Raw genomic sequence first — 17,871 nt, 5'->3', positions numbered from 1 at the left:
ATGAAAGTGAAGGAACAGAAGGCAGGAGCGAAAGTTCCTTATCGCTATCGGGTGTTTCTGACTACGGCACTGCTGACGTTGATGGGCGTTATTGTTGGCGGCTGTAATCTGCTGAACGGACCCAGTGCCGTGGTCGAATCAGAGCCCGCCGGCACGTCATCCACTCCTTCGGGCAAAGCCAAATATCACATCTCGTGGACGTTGCATCAAAATCTGCCCGTTCCGCAAGATGCCGAAATATTGAAACAGGTAGAAGAGCAATTTGGCGTAAATCTGGACATCTGGAATATGGAAAACAACAAATACGAGTCGCTTCTCGATATGAAGCTGGCCCAAGGTAACATTCCCGACCTATTTCGTATCCGTCAGCCGCAGGATCTATTGAAATACCAGCAGCAAGGAGTGCTAGCCGAGATCCCGGTAGAGATGCTGAAGCAGTATGCTCCGAATCTCATGCGTATCATCCATGAACAAGCCCCGGCCTATGAAAATGCAGGAGTTATAGACGGCAAGTATTACGGCATCCCTGTCATCAATCCAACGAACATCTATCGTACACCGGTGGTATATCGACAGGATTGGCTTCACAAGCTGGGTTTGTCCGTTCCGCAGACGCTGGCGGAATTCGAGAAGGTTATCTATGCATTGACCTTTGATGATCCAGACGGCAATGGCATCCAGGACACCTATGGTTTATCCAGCGAAGGCATGAATGTGGTATTCGGAGCCTTCGGTCAGATTGTTTTTGCAGACCAGCTGTATTTCGGTACGAAGGACGGGAAAAAAGTTATTGGTGCGTTACAGCCCGAAATGAAGGAGGCACTGACCTACCTGCGGAAGTGGTACAAGGACGGTGTAATCGATCCCGAGTTTGTTACTGGCGAGAATAAAGGTGGTTACAAACATCTGTCCCATGCGTTTATTAACGGTAAAATCGGGATGACCTCGATGGGGAACTACTACCACTGGATTCAGGATGGCGATTATGAGGATTGGCATATTGAACGTGGCGGTAAAGTGGTAAAAAGTCCAGTCCAAGCAACATTTAATGTAAAAGAATTAACGGCCAAGTTCCCTGAAGCTCAGGTTACATTAGGCCAACCCTTCATTGGGCCTCATGGACAACGCGGTTCGAAAGGCAATGACATGTTAATGAGCTTCAACGCGATCGGAGCGGATGCGGTCAAGGAGCCGGGCAAGCTGGAGATGATCCTGCGTATTTTGGATGAGGTGAGTGCAAACCCTGATTCAGATAAAGCAGCAAGTATGGTCTACGGCGTGCAAAATAAACATTGGGTCTGGACACCTACCGAGCCACGGAACATCGTTATTATGCCGCCGTATGACACCATGTTCGGGTATCAGAATACGATTGGCGCCAATATCGGCATGACGGTTCCGCTGAAAGAGACGGGAGAACGCGAACAATGGGCTTCAACGCTACACCTCGATCAGAACGGCATTTATAACGTACTGGAGGTCGCTACCCCCGCTCTGGCTAAATACAGCGATTCATTGATCCGGTTGAAGAACAAAGCCTACATTTCATTTATTACAGGTGAGCGACCACTCCGTGAATTTGATGAGTTTGTACAGGAGTTCATGTCCGCAGGCGGTACAGAAGTGGTGAAGGAAGCGAATGCGTGGAAGCATTAGCACAGTCAAAATTAAAACGTTCCACAGATATACTGACACTGCCGAAACGCCAAAAACGCGCATATAGCGCGTCATAGGCTCGTTACATCTCCATCAAATAAACTATATTCATAGTTTTATTTGTGTTGCGTTAGAATAAGCAGCAACATAACAAATAACAGAACAACAATAATTGCAAAACTGACACTAGCCCAAATAATATTTTTTGCTGAAGCCTGAGGATTAATAACTTTCGAGAAAAAATGAATAAATAAATAACTAAATACAGCAACTATAGCTAGAATCAAAGGTGTGAGTGTCATATTTCAAATCCTCTCATTTTAGAAAATCAGACTGTGTCCATGTCCATGTATAGGAAGCGGGTCTTGCTTCATCATAATTAAACTTTAAAACAGGCTATGTCTATCGGTTAAACAGCCGTCCTTCTTAACCACCGTCAAATATGCCCAATCTTTTCCACGCTTGATCGGACTGTTTACATCTTCTTGAAACTTGATGACCGCCTCGTCATACTGCTGTTTCTGCACTTCACTTAGACTCGCAACGTATCGCTGTCTCGCCTGTTCAAATTGTGCCTTTGTACCATAGCGATAGTAAAAATAAGGGCTGAGTATCCTTTTTTTCCGCTTAACATGGTTCTCATGTTCTTCTTCACCAGTTGTGCTCGCACATACATACTCATGGACTTCCAACACAACACATCTTATTAAAGTACCATTTCATTTCATTTCACTCCAGCCCATGCCGGGTCTGCGATCAAGCCAGATACTCCGCCATAATCTGCTCAATATCATACGGTGTCACACCTTCATCGACCGCATAGATGGTATCGGCCTGCTCCTTCGTATCCACCAGTTCACCTCTTGCCTTGGCATGCAGCATGAACAAGTCATACAGGTGAGGTTTGCGTAATGAAGTCATCGCTTTCCCCATCAGCACGATGCCTCCCCGATTGCCTTCCACATTGTTGTAATAGTCCGGGTACCTTGTCAGCGCCAGATCCGTCCAGATGATTGTACGGTCGACCAGATCCAGAATGACGGGAATTGCAATCTGCGTATCAGCCGTAATATCGATCTTGTTCTCCACCGTGGATGGTTCATAAATTTCGCCCGAGCCGGGTTTCTTGCGCATCATCCAGCCTGCAAAACACTCCGGCAAGTTACAGTATGGATGGCTGGTGAAGGAGTGAAGTGTGGTCACCACATACCTTCCGCCATAATTCACAATCGAAGGGATATGCAGATCAATAAACTCACTCGCCCCATAAGGTGCAGTCACAATGTCCCCGCTATGGACAGCCTTATATTTCACAGACTTCAGATTCGTATATGAGATATGTTCAACATAGTTCCAGTCCTTGTCATACATAATCGCAGACAGGTCAATATCCACACGCCCTGTAGGCGTGCCATCGACCTCGCCCTCTTTCCACCAGCTGAAGAAACGAATCGTGTCGCCCTCCCCCATAGGAATACGGCTTCCTCTCACAATCGTTCGTAAGGCTTTGCTCGCGGAACGCTGTGAAAAAGGCACCAGATAATGCTGCAGCCGCTCATCGACATACGTCTTCCCGAGCGAAGGGAATTCAGCGAATCGTGCGATTAGAGCCTGCTCGCATAATTGCACCACTTCCTGACAGACTGCTTCATTCAGCTCCGGCAGCTCATTCGGGATGCCAACCGCCTTGGCCACATTGCCTTTCGGAAAAAACACCCGCATTTTTGACGCTTCATTCCGCTGTGCGAAATGCTGTCTCACCTGCAATAACACCGGCGTGGACACCTGAGCAGCCACCTCTCCAAAAGCGAGTAACACATATTCTTCATCTTCTGTGATCCGCAGCATATGATCCAGCTTCCGCGCGAATTCACCCGGACGCTGGGACAGCAAGTCGATCAGGCTCCAGATATTCCGATACTGGAACGCGAGCTCCACGCTGCCGTTAAAGGTTGAGAACGGCTTGTGATTTCGCAGAATATCAAAGGCGGTCTGGCTACGCGGATACCGCAGCTTGTATTCGGATGGATGCAGAATTTCCCCCAGCCGAATCCAGCGATCCCTGTAGCGCAGCATATCCTCTGTGATGGAGCCGCATTGCTCCAGCAAGCTGAGGAGCAGGCGGCGCTCACGGCGTTTGAATTTACGAAAAGGCGTGGCGGTCGCCAGACTGACGTCCCCCTCCGACCAGGATACTGCCAGTCGGAGCACATCGCTTGCCGTTTTAAAATAAGGCCCGATACGTTCCATGCTTGCCAGTTCATATTTCAATAGCACCGCAACGACAAAGCCTATATTTTCCTTAAACGGAATCTCCGCAGGCAGTATGGTTTCGACCTCACTCGGATCAGCGTGTTTCAACGCTTGTTTGATATCTTTCTTGTCCGTATCCGAGATGGAGCCCTTCGCTTCGATTAACTGACGGATCAGCTTCTGGAACGATTGCTTGCTCCCCAGATCAATGATTTTCAACTTCGTTTGCTCCACTAGAGGAGACCGCACGCCTGCAGCCATAGCCGAAGGCTCGAAATCGTCAAGCGTAAGATGCGTCAGGTAATGAAAAACGGCGTTCAAGTACAGCTCCGCTTCATCCTCTTCCATCACCTGCTCCGGGAATCCCGCATACATCGGTTTGTACTGCACGTGGGCACCGACCATCACTTTGAGGTCTCTCACCAGTTGCCCAATCAATGCTGAAAATTGTTCCTCGGACAGCGTTCGCAGTGCCTGCATCAGCTCATTCGAGAAGGTGAAACCGAGAGATTCTATATTTTTGAGTGCTGTCGCCAGAACTTTTTTGGGCAATGGATGCTGTCGCTGTTCGCTCGGTTGAATCATAAGTTTGCCGGCTCTGCGCACATAGATACTGTTCATTTTTATATTGCTGTAATCTACATTTTTATCGTTCATGATCAAAGAGTCCAGGAAAGCCATATCCCTATATAACATTTGGTGGTTAGGTTTAGAAGGAAGGAATATGATAGCCTGGACGCCTCCTCTCTGATTTGAAATCTTCAGGAGAGCGGCGACCCTAGAATCTCCAATGATGTGTAGAAGGAAGGATCGCCATAGCCTGAAGGCCAAGAGTTCGAAGTTCCGAAGTTCGTCACCCGAGCCTTTGGTGAACTCATCATCTCAGATTTTGGCATTCATGAGCAGGGCGAAAGTATTACGACATGATTTATATGGAAGGAGTGCCCGAATAGGTGTCGAATAGGGTTCAATACTTACATTTGAAATGAGGTTATCTGAAAATGAAACTCCACACTTTATATAATGATTATAATCGTATGAAGTTCTCTCTCCCCTTGGAACCCGTAGACGGTGATATGATGATGGCATTTGATCAATATGAGGATGACAGTGCAGCGTTATTCTTTGCTGATCACCCCGAGGAAACCTTCTCAGGCTGGATCGTCCGATTACGCCCGAAAGACCCCTACTATGGGTCCAAGCCAGACTGGAAGCCCGTATTAGCTGAAACATTTGAGCAACTTAATGTATATGATGAGATGATTCTGTACTACCTGCTGTTCACGATCAATAGCACGCTGTCCATCAACACACACAACACCTACAGCGAGATGAATGATGTGATGAAAAAATATAGCTTCCTCCAGCTGTCCCATCTGCATGACATAACTTGTTTAAACGCTGCGCAGAAGCATTCGCTACGCGACTTTTTCTTCTTTATCTATCTCTACGCTCATCCGGTGAATGATGAGACTTTATATGCCTGTTCATTTGATCAACAACGTTTGATTCATACCAAAACGGGGATTCCACTCAAGGATTATTTCATTGCTCATTATAATCACTACACCACACATCGCGACGAATTCGCGGAACACATCGTGATCTCAGCAGAAGAGATTCAAGCCTGCAAAGCGTTAACTCTGGAGCTGTTACAGGTCATTGAGGGCCGTTCCCCTAAGTTAATCATACCTTCTATTAAAAGTTTGGAGCCCGCCATTCAACTCATTAACGACGTCGATGGAATGCTCAAGCTATACAAGGATGATCCTGCGGCGTTTTGCCAGATCATTAGAGATTTGCTCGCTGATGTCATGATGGATGTGACGTTTGATACAAACGCTGATGCTGATGCGCATACCGATACCACTGCCAATACGGATTCCCTTCGAGATGTTACCGAGAGTGCTTCGGAGAACTTCAGATCATATCGTGATTACTGTTTTACTGTACTGCTTCAAAATTACGCTTCATATATCCTGTTCTTTGATTTTAACGAGATTCGGGTGCTCACAGACGCTTTCCAAGATAACCCTAAGGAATGCAGTTTCATCATCAGCAAATTATTCACAGATACCATCTTTCTACAGAAGATCATACGCCAGCAAAATATTGATCTGAACGAGTATCCCGAGGTGACCCCATTTTTTAACGAACAGGCTAGGGAGTGGTTTCTGTAGTACCCCTGCAACGAGTAACAATAAGTAACAAATGCTCTTGGCAGTGTTATTGGTATAAAAAAAACAGCCTCATTCATGAGGCTGTCACAAGGTACCACACGTTTATTTTTCCATACGCCAAATATCCCAGTGAGCAGATGCTCACACATTCCTTGTTTTCCATTCCTTATACCATGACTCCACTTCGGGACCAGGAGCTACTCCTGCCTCTTGTTGTAATGCTGATGCCAACTGATGATATTGAGCAGCCACCGGGTCTTTGTTGCCTAATCGATCATACAACTTCATGAGAGAAAGGCTGACCCCCTCCATCATCGGATCAAATTGCTGTATCTGGTGGTACAACATCAGGGCTTCATTGGGGTGTCCCGATTCAATGTAGTATTGCGCAAGCTTCAGCGCATGATTCTGCCAGAGCGCATGCAATCGTTGACGTTCCAGCTCCGCCCATGCGTAATCATCCTCACCGAAATACTTGCCCTCATATTGATCCGAAACATACCGATACTCGGCAACTGTAGAGTGCGATAATGAAGGTAATCGGTTAAGACGGCTCTCCCACTCTTCCGCATCAATCCGGAGTTCACCCGTCTCCAATATATAACCGAATTGTTGATAACGTACCGAAATCCGGTCCTCACCCACGAATTCGTTCAGCATTCCACGTAAGCGATGAATGCCACTGTGCAGGTTCGTTATGCCTCTCCTCTCATCGAGCTCCGGCCATAACAGCTCAAGCAAGGTGTCACGCTTGATCGGTTTATTGCGATGATGGAGCAAATACGCGAATAGTTCTCTAATTTTGGTCGTTCTAAACTTCAGATGTTTGGGTGCTTCATTCGGATGCAACTGCACCTGAAGCATTCCCAAGCAGCGGATTAACATTCCTTGCTCTGTTGTGTCTTCGATCACTTCCATTGGTGCAGGTACAGCTCTGCGCTGATACATCTTCATCGTTTTATCCAAACGATTCCGTGTTACGGGTTTCATAATATAATCCAACACTTCAAGGCCATAAGCCGTTAGGGCATGTTCGTTATAGGCAGTTGTGAAAATAACTTCCGTTCTGGGAGATACCTCATGAATTCGTTCAGTTGCTACGATTCCATTCATCCCCGGCATTTCAATGTCCATAAAAACGAGGTCAGGCAGATGTTGCTTAATTTGTTCTATCGCTTCTTCCGCCTTCAAAAAAGTACCAATGACCTCGCAATCCTCTCTCTCGACTAACAATTTATTTAACCTGCTCAGAGCGAGATTTTCATCATCTACCAAAATCACTCTCATATGCACAGCCCTCCGACTCGCTTGATGATCCATTAATCAATAATTTTACCATAAACTTTGGATTGCGAACGCTATCAATTTGTTAATACGTCTAAAATTCCAAATAAAAAAGCACTCTGATCGAACACGACGATGCAGGAGTTAGACGAAACGTGTCGAAATTAAAATCTGCCATGAAACCAATAACGAATATGAAAATACCTAGCTATGTTGTATTGTCCCTTGTATTTTTAACCATTTTACTTAGCTTTCGCTGGATATGGTCTGTCTCTTTTGCAATACCGGATCATCCAGAACCTGTTCGAGGCGTGCTGGATCTTCGCGGTTGGGATCTTGCTGACACTTCCCCGATCTCTCTGGATGGAGAATGGGGTTTCACACCCCATACATTGATTTCTGGTGGAGAGGATACAAATACGGATTCGGACATGGGGGCGGACATGCCTTCCACCTGGGTCCACGTCCCGGGCGATTGGCGTAATGCGTTACAATCACAACCTGCATCGTCGTTCGGATATGGAACGTACCAGCTTCGCATACTGCTAGACCCTTCGGTGAAGAAAATATCCCTCTGGGCTCAGAAAATTCAAACCTCATCTATCATCGAGATCAACGGAACGGTAGTTGCCAAGTTTGGTCAACCTGCCAGCAATGCCCAAAGCTATAAACCAGAAAGGACTGCATTCGTAACTTCCTATGCACTAGACAAGACGAGTGAACTCACTCTACTTGTGCAGACAGCCAATTTCGACGACCCATTCAGTGGAGGAATTACACGTTCTCTGTATTTGGGTTCTCCCGCAGCCATTGGAAGTGAGCGGGGGTTATCGATTGATTTGCAGAAAATCACGTTTGCCATACTGCTTCTGCACAGCCTGTATGCTTTTGTGATGTTTCTGTTTATCCGGAAGCAGCGGGCGTTGCTCACGTTTTCTTTGTTAATACTGGCCACAGCCTTAACGGTTGTCTCTGACCATGATGGCCTGTTATTAAACTGGTTTCCATTAAACTTCACTTGGATGGTAAAAGCCAAGGCTATTTCATATGCTTCATTCGCGCTTTTCCTTCTCATGCTAGCCAGAAGCTTTGCGAATCCGAATCATGGGCGCAAGCTCTTTCTTGCATATGCCAGCGTTGTAGGAGGATATCTATTATTTTTGCTCATTGCTCCCGTAACGCTTGTGTACCAAGCACTTCATACTCAAATTCCTGATTTCCTGTATTTGTTCGCCATTGGCTGGTCTGTGTTCCTGTTCTTCAAAATGGCCGCAGCCAAACAAAGCGACGCAAGCTTTTTGCTCTTTGCAGCAATGAGCAGCTTGTCCAGTGTGCTGTGGGGAATTGTGAACTCACATAACGAAATCACCAATGTGTATTATCCGATTGATGTCATTGCAGCCATATTTGGCTTCGCAGCCTACTGGTTCAGGAAATATTTCCGCAATGCCACTGAAATTGAAAAACTGTATGAACAGCTCAAAGTCGAGGATCAGCAGAAAGATCAATTCCTAGTGAACACAGCGCATGAACTGCGGACTCCCCTGCATGGGATTATTAACATTGCCGAAAGTATTGCGGTACGCGAACAGCGTCAATCCAGAGGACAGCATACAGAGGACATGAAACTGCTTGTCAATATCGGGAGACAGATGTCGCAACTAATTGATGACCTTCTGGATGTCATACGTCTGAGAGAAAAACGCATCACATTGCAGAAAAAACCATTATCCCTCGCCTCTGTCATATCCGGCGTCATTGGTATGTTCCGTTTTATGGCTGAAGGCAAGCGAGTCCAGATCATTGTGGATACTCCCGAAGGATTACCGCTTGTTCAGGCGGATGAGAGACGGCTTGTTCAGGTCCTGTACAATCTGCTGCATAATGCGCTCAAATTCACGGATGAGGGCACTATTACGGTATCGGTCAGAGCGGATGAAAATAGCGTCATTATGCAAGTTTCGGATACGGGCACGGGAATCAGCGAGGAGCTACAAGAACGAATATTTGAAGCTTACGAGCAAGGTACTGCTCAAGCACGTTTGAGTGGGGGGATTGGGCTCGGGTTAAGCATCAGCAAACAGCTAACAGAACTTCATGGTGGTGAACTTACTGTGCAGTCCGTGCTTGGACACGGATCTGTTTTCCAAGTTTCGCTGCCGCGAGGAGATACATCGGCCTTAACCGACCAGACCGATCAGACGGAGCAGTCACGATGGGATGTCCAGCATTTGAGTGAAGTTGCTGTGAGCCTAGATGAAAATCAGCATCCTGTGAACCCCGTCATACCTGGGAAGACGACTGCTCGTATCCTTGCTGTCGATGATGATCCGGTCAACTTACGCGTGCTCATCTCGATGCTGTCGAATGAACCCTATGATATACAACCTGCCACTTCAGCGTTAGAAGCACTTGAACTTCTGAATACACAGTCATGGGATTTATTAATTGCGGATGTGATGATGCCTCATATGTCCGGTTATGAACTGACAGAGAGCGTGCGTAAACGTTATTCCGTATCGGAGCTTCCTATTCTGTTGTTAACGGCCAGAAACGAACCTGCTGATATTTATGCCGGATTCATGGCAGGTGCTACCGATTATGTGACCAAGCCTGTTGACGCTGTAGAGTTGAGACATCGCATTGGTTCATTAATTGTGTTGAAACATTCCATTGATGAGAGATTGCGGATGGAAGCCGCTTATTTGCAGGCACAGATCCAGCCTCACTTCCTGTTTAACACACTCAATTCCATAATGATGCTCAGCGAGATCGATACGGATCGAATGCAGCGTCTGGGGGATGCTTTTATCGAATATTTGCAGACCAGCTTCCATTTTGTAAATTCAGAGAAAATGGTAGAGATCACCCATGAGATAGACCTTTCGAAAGCCTATCTCTACATCGAGAAGGAACGGTTCGCGGAACGGCTCACCGTAGTCTGGGACATTCCAGAAGACATTGATGTGATTCTTCCTCCGCTCACAATCCAGCCGCTGATTGAAAATGCCGTTCGCCATGGTGTCCTCAGCCAAGTAGACGGTGGGACGGTATGGATTCGCATCGTTACCCAAACTGCCGGCACGCTGATCGAGATCGAAGATAACGGCTCAGGCATGCATCCGGAACAGATTGAACGAGCGCTCGCATGGCCTAAACCGAATCCGTTAAAGCCTGGAGGCATTGGGTTGACCAATACCCATCGGCGCTTGAATCAGCTCTATGGGCAGGGTTTGACGATCGTCAGCTCTCCTGGGCAAGGAACGAAGGTTTCCTTTTTTATTCCCGATCAGACGGATATGGATTCGTTTTAATTTACTTTTCGGGAAAACTAAACCACAAAAAGCTGAGCCTGGACTTGATCCGGACTCAGCTTTTTTACTTTTATTTTTTTATTGTCTACTTCATTAAATTTCTTGATTCATTTTCTTGCTTCATGACGCACTAAATCCATTACACATGCAATGCTTGCTTCTCATCCGACAATCCCAGCGATTTCGCGGTAGACAGATTCACCTCGCGTAATAAATCGAGATTCTCTGCAAGTGAGATGCCATAAGACGGGATCATCTCTTTGATCTTTGGTTCCCATTCCTTCATATGCTGCGGGAAACAACGCTCCAGAATCTCCAGCATAACTTGAACCGCTGTCGAAGCACCCGGCGAAGCGCCTAGCAGTGCTGCAATGGAGCCATCTGCCGCAGTCACGACTTCGGTTCCGAACTGCAGCGTGCCTTTGCCCCCCTGAACCGTGTCCTTGATGACCTGAACACGCTGACCTGCCAGCACCATATCCCAATCCTCACTCTTCGCGCTCGGCACGAAATCACGCAGTTCCTTCATGCGCTGTTCTTTCGTTAACATGAGCTGTTGAATAAGGTATTTGGTGAGTGAGAGCTCCTTCACACCCGCCGCAAGCATCGTTAAGAGGTTATGCAGTTTTACCGAAGCAATGAGATCGGCGTTTGATCCGGTCTTCAAGAACTTCGGCGAGAAACCGGCGAATGGCCCAAACAGCAGTGACTTCTGGTTGTCGATGTAACGTGTATCCAGATGCGGCACGGACATCGGTGGAGCGCCTACGGAAGCTTTGCCATATACTTTGGCATGATGCTGTTCTACGACTTTTGGATTTTTGCATACCATGAAGATCCCGCTTACCGGGAAGCCCCCGATATGTTTGCCTTCCGGAATACCGGACTTCTGGAGCAGGTGCAGACTTCCGCCGCCCGCACCAATGAAGACAAATTTTGCCCGATGGCGTTCAACGGCTCCACTCGTCAGATTTTTCACAGTCAATTCCCATGACTTATCACTCTTGCGTTTAATGTTCTTCACGCTATGTTTATAGTGGACTTCCACCTTTTGTTCCTGCAGATGTTTCAATAGCATGCGCGTTAAAGCACCAAAGTTAACGTCCGTACCGGAGTCAATTTTGGTCGCCGCAACCGGCTCGCTGCTTGTACGGTCTTTCATCATCAGCGGCATCCACTTCGCCAGCTCCTCCCGGTTGTCCGAGAAATCCATGCCTGCGAACAGCGGATGGTTTGACAATGTGTCATACCGTCTTTTCAGAAACTGCACATTACTCTCGCCATGCACGTAACTGAGGTGAGGAATCGGCATAATGAAGTCCCTCGGATTCCGAATCAGACGACTGTTCACCAGATAGGACCAAAATTGCTTGGAAACCTGGAATTGCTCATTCACCTTAATGGCTTTACTAATATCTACGGTTTTGTCTGGTCGTTCAACAGTATAGTTAAGTTCGCACAGCGCAGCATGCCCGGTTCCGGCATTATTCCACTCATTCGAGCTTTCTTCTCCTGCCGTGGCAAGCTTCTCAAAAACCTTAATATTCCAGTCTGGTGCCAATTCTTTCAGCAAAGTTCCCAAAGTTGCACTCATAATTCCGGCACCGATCAAGATTACATCTGTACTCGTTTGTCCCTGGCTCATGTCTACCGTCCTTATATCCTATATTTGCCAAAAGGATGTAAGCGTTATCGATTTGGCATTGGCTGCAAGCCCACTCTTCGAGGGTTCACGCCTTGTCTGAATGAATATAACCTTGAACTAGTGTATCAATAATATGGAGCAATTTAAATATGCAATTTCAAGATATTTGCTATTCCCTCAGTATACGCTAGTTTGCCGCGGTTCGTTAGCCCGGTTATAGGCCTGAAAGATTTATTTGTTCAAAGCAAAGAAGGAACTTTGCATTCGCTAGGCATAAGGCCTATTTTTAAAGTTTATGATTCGCTGTGAAAAAGAGTGCATAAAGAGCCGCATGCATCATAACCTTCGCATAACGGCTCTTATTATAGAAAGAAGTCAGTTCACATGCTTCTACGTACTGTGACCTCAGAATATCGAAATCAGTTCCTTCGTATACGGGTGGCGTTCCTCGGCGAACAACGCATCCGCGCCAAATCGGTCTACGATCTGCCCGGATTGCATCACGATAATTCGCTGGCTCATTCGGTGCACCGCCGCCAGATCATGTGAGATGAACACGTAGGACAGGCCAAGCGATGTCCGTAAATCCGTGAGCAGTTGCAGGATGGCTCCCTGTGAAATGACATCGAGACTGGCCGTTGGCTCATCCAGGACAACGACATCGGGCTCAATGCCGATGGCCCTTGCAATGGTCACGCGTTGCCGCTGGCCGCCACTCAGCTCATGAGGGTAGCGGTTCGCCAGTTCGCTTGGAAGTTCCACCGCCTCTAGCAGCTGGCGGATGTAGGCTTCCTTCGATGTATAGGTGAAGTGTGTGAGCTTGGCATCCCGGCCTAGTTGCTCATAGGGGTCGATCAAGGATGATCCAATGGTAAGTTTCGGATTCAGTGCAGCCGAAGGGTTCTGGAAAACAATCTGAATCTTGCGACGGTGCGGACGCAAACGGCGTCCATCCAGCCGGGCAATATCCTGCCCGCCAAGCTGGATCGAGCCATGATCTGCATCCTCAATACGAAGTAGGCAGCGGGCTAGTGTGCTTTTGCCACAGCCGCTCTCTCCGACAAGGCCCAGACACTCGCCGCGATTCAGGGTGAACGAGATATCGCTGACGGCAGGACGTTCCGCACCAGCATAGGTGCGGGTGAGCTGTTCCACACGTAACACGACTTGGCGATCTGATGATGGATTGGGTGATGAAGCCGTATCAAACGGATCTGATGGGCTTAATTGGTCACTCTTGTCATTTACTGTGCTTCTCACTCCGCGCCCACCTCCTTCAAACCAGACTTCAATTCATGACTCAACACAGGCGCTGCTTCAATCAATTGGCGTGTATATTCATGCTGGGGATGATCCAGAATACGGTGTTTGCCGCCTGATTCCACGATCTGCCCTTCTTTCATGACAGACAAACGGTTCGCATATCGGCGCACATGCCGCCAATCATGCGTAATGAACAGGATCGCACAGCCCGTCTCGGCTTGCTTGCGTGCGAGCAGTTCCAGTACGCGATGCGCGGACATGCTATCCAGCGCGGTCGTTGCTTCATCGGCAATGAGTAGCCGCGGCGAAAGCATGAGCGACGTAGCAATAGATGCTCGCTGTAGCTGACCCCCGCTCAGCTGAAACGGATAACGGCGAAGCAGCTCCGGGCTCAGTCCAACGGACTCCAGCGCTTCTGCGGCACGCTTTTTGCGGATAACAGCAGACTTCTCTCCATGCACCTTCTGATATTCATCAAAGTGTCCGCCAATGCTGCGAAAAGGTGTGAACGCTCCCTGATAGTCCTGAAAAATATACGAGATATCGCGTCCACGCAGCGCACGCATCTCCTTCGGCTTCCGTTCGAGCAGATTGCTACCTTCGAACAGAACACGCCCAGATGCACGCAGGTTGGTCGGCAGTAGCTGTCCGATCGCCTGCGAGAGCAGGCTTTTGCCGCTGCCGCTCTGTCCCACGAGCGCCATGAATTCCCCTTCGCGGACGGCAAGGGATACACTGTCCACAATCGTCCGCTCCCGGCTGAAGATACTCAGCTCCTCCATAGAGAGAATCATGACTGCACCTCCTTTTTCACATCAAACTGATCTCGCAAGTAGTCTCCCAGCATATTCGCCAGTAGCACAACCGAGACAATTGCCAGGCCCGGAAAGACCATTAGCTCAGGTCTGGATTGGAAATAAGGACGCGAGTCATTCAGCATCGCTCCCCATTCAGGTGTCGGCGGCTGTGCGCCTAGTCCGATGTAGGATAAGGATGAGATCAGCAGGATGATTTTGCCGAGATCCAGACTAGCCAGTACCAGCACATGACCCGCAATATGCGGTAGCAGATGTTTGGTCATGATTCGTGCATCGGACAGACCGTTGGTTCGGGCTACACGGATGTAATCCTTTTGTGACTCGGATAGGACAGTGCTTCGAACCAGACGCGCGTAACTCACCCATTTCACGATAACAATCGCCAGCACCAGATTGCCGATGCCTGCACCAAGCAGACCGCTCAGTACAATCGCCACGATGGTGTCCGGAAAAGCCAGAAACGCATCCGCGATACGCATGAACAGCTTGTCGATCCAGCCGCGTTTGTAACCTGCGATCAGGCCAAACGGAATGCCGATAATCAGTGCTGCGCCGAGTGCCAGCAGGCTGTAACCGAGCGTCTGACCGCCCCCGAGAAGCAGACGTGTCAGCACATCACGGCCCAGATGATCGGTGCCAAGCGGATGAAGCGCGCTCATCCCTTGCAACCTGCTGCGCAGGTCGGTGAGGGTGTGATCATGTTTAAGGTATAGAAAGGCATACAGGGAGGCCGCGATAACGAGCAGTGCAAACAGCATGCCGATGATAGCCTGCCAGCTGTGCTTTTTGGTTTTGGTTGACGGCATGCGCAGGGGCATCGTTTTCATCGGTGGGCCTCCCTTTCCTTCAATTTCATCTCTGGATTTAAATAACGGTAAGACAGATCTACCGCCGTATTCACCAGGAACACGACAACCGCCATAATCAGGATATATCCCTGAATCAATGGATAATCGCGCTGGCGAATGGCATCCACAACCAGCTTGCCGATCCCCGGATAAGCAAATAGCACTTCAATTACCACAACGCCGCCAATCAGACTGCCCAGACTAACTCCAAATACGGTGATCACCGGGGGCAGACTGTGTCTGAATGCATGCAGGAAGAAGATCCGCCCCTCCGAAAGCCCTCTGGCCCGGGCAGATCGCACAAACTCCTGGCTCAGAGAGTCCAGCAAGCTGGAACGTAAAAGACGCACATAAACGCTGGAGATGGCAAGTCCCAGCGTCAGTGATGGCAGAATAAGTGAGTTGAATCCGTCCCGTCCCATCGTGGGCAGACTGCCGAATCGCACGCCGAACAGGTCAATCAGGATGAGTCCCAGCCAGAAGCTGGGCACAGCTGCACCCAGAATAGACAAGATACGGCTCCCCTGATCAATCCAGCTGCCCCGATATAGTGCAGACAGGGAGCCCAGCGGGATAGCCACGAATAGCATGACCAGCAGTGACCCGATTGTAAGCTCGGCTGTTGCCGGGAGTGCGCGCATCAGTGTCTGCATTACCGGCTGACCTGTTGAATAGGACACACCAAAGTCCATCCGTACAAAATCAAGCAGCCATCGGCCAAACTGCACGGGAAGCGAGTCATTAAAGCCCATCTCCTCGCGCAGTGCTTCGACTTGTTCTTTACTCACCGATAATTCCTCAACATTCAGGATGGTTAATACCGGATCGCCGGGAGCAAGTCGGATGAACAGGAAACTCACGAACATAATGAAGAGCAGAAATACAAAAACCTCCAGAAACTTGCGAAGCAAAATGCGAAACATTACATCACATCCAGCTTGTTTGTAATCATGTAGTATTCACTGCGCGTGGTAACCCAGTTCTTCACCTTTTTGCTGTTGTAGGCCACAATCGTTGCTGGATGCAGTACAAAAGAGTTCAGCACGTTATCGTGTACATAATTGGCTGCTTTCTCTGCCAGCTCTGCGCGTTTCTTCGGTTCAACCGTAAGATTGAGCTCGTCGATGATCTTGGTCAGCGCCGGGTCTTCCGATCCACTGAAGTTCAGCGCACCCTTCGGATGGTATGTCGCATTCAGATAATAACCCGCATCACCGCGCGGAGCGGTCAGATTACTGTATGTAGCGATGTCCCAATCCCGGTTGGAAGCCATGTATTCTTCCGGTGCATCAATCTGACGAATCTGCACATCGATTCCGATCTTTTTCGCATCCGACTGGAACACTTGTGCAATGAGTGGCAGATCGGCGCGTGACGAATAGGTGAGCAGCGTCAGCTTCAATGGTTTGCCGTCTTTGGTCATTACACCGTTTTGCTGGGTGTAGCCAGCATCTCCAAGATATTTTACAGCCACATCCGGGCCAGTCTCCGTTACTGCATGTGTATATTTAGGTGCAAATGGCAGCGATGGCAGGAATGGGCCAATGGCAGGCTCGCCGTAGCCAAGCAGGATTGTATCAACAATGCCTTTCCGGTCAATCAGCGCATCCAGCGCACGGCGGACATTCACATCCTTGATGCTCTCCCGCTGCATATTCATCGTCAACTGGTGCACGCGGAACGTGGATGTGGATTCGACTTTCAACCCATCGATGGCTTTGAGGGATTCCAGACTTTCCACTTCCGGGCGGTAGACAATGTCTACTTGACCGGACTTCAGTGCAAGCGAACGTGCGTTAGCATCTTCATTGAACGAAAATGTCACGGAATCCAGCGGCGAAGCCCCGTCCCAGTAAGCATCGTAGCGGCTCAGCTCCAGCTTGCTGCCTGCCGTGAAGGAAGTCAGCTTGAACGGGCCTGTACCGACAGGTTTGTTCACAATATCCGGCTCACTAACGTCAATAATCGCCGTGTTTGGATTCACCAGCTCGGATGCAAACTCCGGGAACGGCTCGGTCGTTGTGATCTCCAGTTTGTTCCCCTCGGCTTTGATTGTATCCACCTTCAAAGTATTTTGGATGGCTACGTTCTCTTTCAACGCCCGCTCCAGAGATGCTTTAACGGCTTCCCCCGTCATCGGTTTGCCGTTCTGGAAAGTCACATTGTCGCGCAAGTTAATCGTCCAGTGCTTACCATCTTTACTCTCCCAGTTCTCGGCCAGCCACGGCGCAACGGTCAGATTGTCCTCATCCAGACGAAGTAGCGTTTCTGTAACGCCCGCACGCAGCGGCACATAACTTGAATCCACATGCGGATCAAGTGAACTGGTCGAGAAGTTATACAGGAAGTGAACATTCTTATTCGCTTGGGTATTGGTATCGCCTTGCGCCGCCGGACTAGATGTGGATGCTCCGCAAGCGGTAAGTAACACCACCGCACTTAGGGCCAAGGAGATTAGCGCCAGCAAAGGCTTCTTTTTCGTAAACAAGGTCATGCCCCTCTCTCTTCATATAAATATCAACCTCAATATTAATCGTAACAATTACTATTTAAACAATGAATATTATCTTATCGTAATGATTACGTTTTGACAAGATATTTTTGGTGGGT

Annotated in this window: 12 protein-coding genes; 3 read left to right on the top strand and 9 right to left on the bottom strand. The window is 48.5% G+C overall.

Annotated elements, in window-relative coordinates:
- Positions 1-1,656, top strand: coding sequence for an extracellular solute-binding protein (locus tag ABIE27_RS04820; RefSeq protein ID WP_429350016.1), 1,656 nt, complete (start codon positions 1-3; stop codon positions 1,654-1,656).
- A 386-nt stretch (positions 1,657-2,042) separates the two neighbouring features.
- Here ABIE27_RS04820 and ABIE27_RS04815 read toward each other — a convergent pair whose 3' ends face one another.
- Positions 2,043-2,351 (bottom strand): hypothetical protein, encoded by a 309-nt coding sequence (locus tag ABIE27_RS04815; RefSeq protein ID WP_151458063.1) that lies wholly within the window; start codon positions 2,349-2,351, stop codon positions 2,043-2,045.
- 61 nt (positions 2,352-2,412) lie between these two features.
- Complete coding sequence (locus ABIE27_RS04810; protein WP_429350015.1) at positions 2,413-4,566, bottom strand: TerD family protein; 2,154 nt, start codon at positions 4,564-4,566, stop codon at positions 2,413-2,415.
- A gap of 380 nt (positions 4,567-4,946) precedes the next feature.
- Between ABIE27_RS04810 and ABIE27_RS04805 the strand changes: the two genes are divergently transcribed.
- A complete protein-coding gene (locus ABIE27_RS04805; protein WP_429350014.1) occupies positions 4,947-6,089 on the top strand; it encodes a hypothetical protein in 1,143 nt (380 codons plus the stop codon).
- A gap of 141 nt (positions 6,090-6,230) precedes the next feature.
- Here the strand turns inward: ABIE27_RS04805 and ABIE27_RS04800 are convergent, their stop codons facing one another.
- Positions 6,231-7,376 carry a response regulator gene (locus ABIE27_RS04800; RefSeq protein ID WP_429350013.1) on the bottom strand — a complete coding sequence of 382 codons (1,146 nt, stop codon included), beginning with the start codon at positions 7,374-7,376 and terminating at the stop codon, positions 6,231-6,233.
- A 152-nt stretch (positions 7,377-7,528) separates the two neighbouring features.
- On the opposite strand from ABIE27_RS04800, the gene ABIE27_RS04795 reads away from it, so the two are divergent.
- Positions 7,529-10,687, top strand: coding sequence for a hybrid sensor histidine kinase/response regulator (locus ABIE27_RS04795; protein WP_345789265.1), 3,159 nt, complete (start codon positions 7,529-7,531; stop codon positions 10,685-10,687).
- Between the two features lie 139 nt (positions 10,688-10,826).
- On the opposite strand, the gene ABIE27_RS04790 is transcribed toward ABIE27_RS04795, so the two are convergent.
- The 6 genes from ABIE27_RS04790 to nikA form a co-directional block, all read right to left on the bottom strand.
- The gene (locus tag ABIE27_RS04790; RefSeq protein WP_123063873.1) at positions 10,827-12,332 is read right to left on the bottom strand and encodes a malate:quinone oxidoreductase; all 1,506 of its coding nucleotides are present in this window, start codon (positions 12,330-12,332) and stop codon (positions 10,827-10,829) included.
- Positions 12,333-12,737: 405 nt separating this feature from the next.
- Entirely contained in the window at positions 12,738-13,496 is a 759-nt protein-coding gene (locus ABIE27_RS04785) for an ABC transporter ATP-binding protein (RefSeq protein WP_429350246.1), read from the bottom strand.
- 92 nt (positions 13,497-13,588) lie between these two features.
- Positions 13,589-14,389 (bottom strand): ABC transporter ATP-binding protein, encoded by an 801-nt coding sequence (locus ABIE27_RS04780; protein ID WP_429350012.1) that lies wholly within the window; start codon positions 14,387-14,389, stop codon positions 13,589-13,591.
- Positions 14,386-15,240, bottom strand: coding sequence for a nickel transporter permease (nikC, locus tag ABIE27_RS04775; protein WP_123063871.1), 855 nt, complete (start codon positions 15,238-15,240; stop codon positions 14,386-14,388). The genes ABIE27_RS04780 and nikC overlap by 4 nt, the downstream gene beginning before the upstream one ends.
- Positions 15,237-16,184 carry a nickel ABC transporter permease gene (nikB, locus tag ABIE27_RS04770; RefSeq protein WP_123063870.1) on the bottom strand — a complete coding sequence of 316 codons (948 nt, stop codon included), beginning with the start codon at positions 16,182-16,184 and terminating at the stop codon, positions 15,237-15,239. Before nikB ends, nikC begins: the two co-directional genes overlap by 4 nt.
- Entirely contained in the window at positions 16,184-17,755 is a 1,572-nt protein-coding gene (gene nikA / locus ABIE27_RS04765; protein WP_123063869.1) for a nickel ABC transporter substrate-binding protein, read from the bottom strand. The genes nikB and nikA overlap by 1 nt, the downstream gene beginning before the upstream one ends.
- Positions 17,756-17,871: the final 116 nt, after the last annotated feature.

The organism is Paenibacillus sp. 4624 (assembly GCF_050435065.1).
Lineage (GTDB): Bacteria > Bacillota > Bacilli > Paenibacillales > Paenibacillaceae > Paenibacillus > Paenibacillus amylolyticus_D.
The sequence above is the reverse complement of the archived record's forward strand: the minus strand, read 5'-3'. Positions and strand labels throughout refer to the sequence as shown.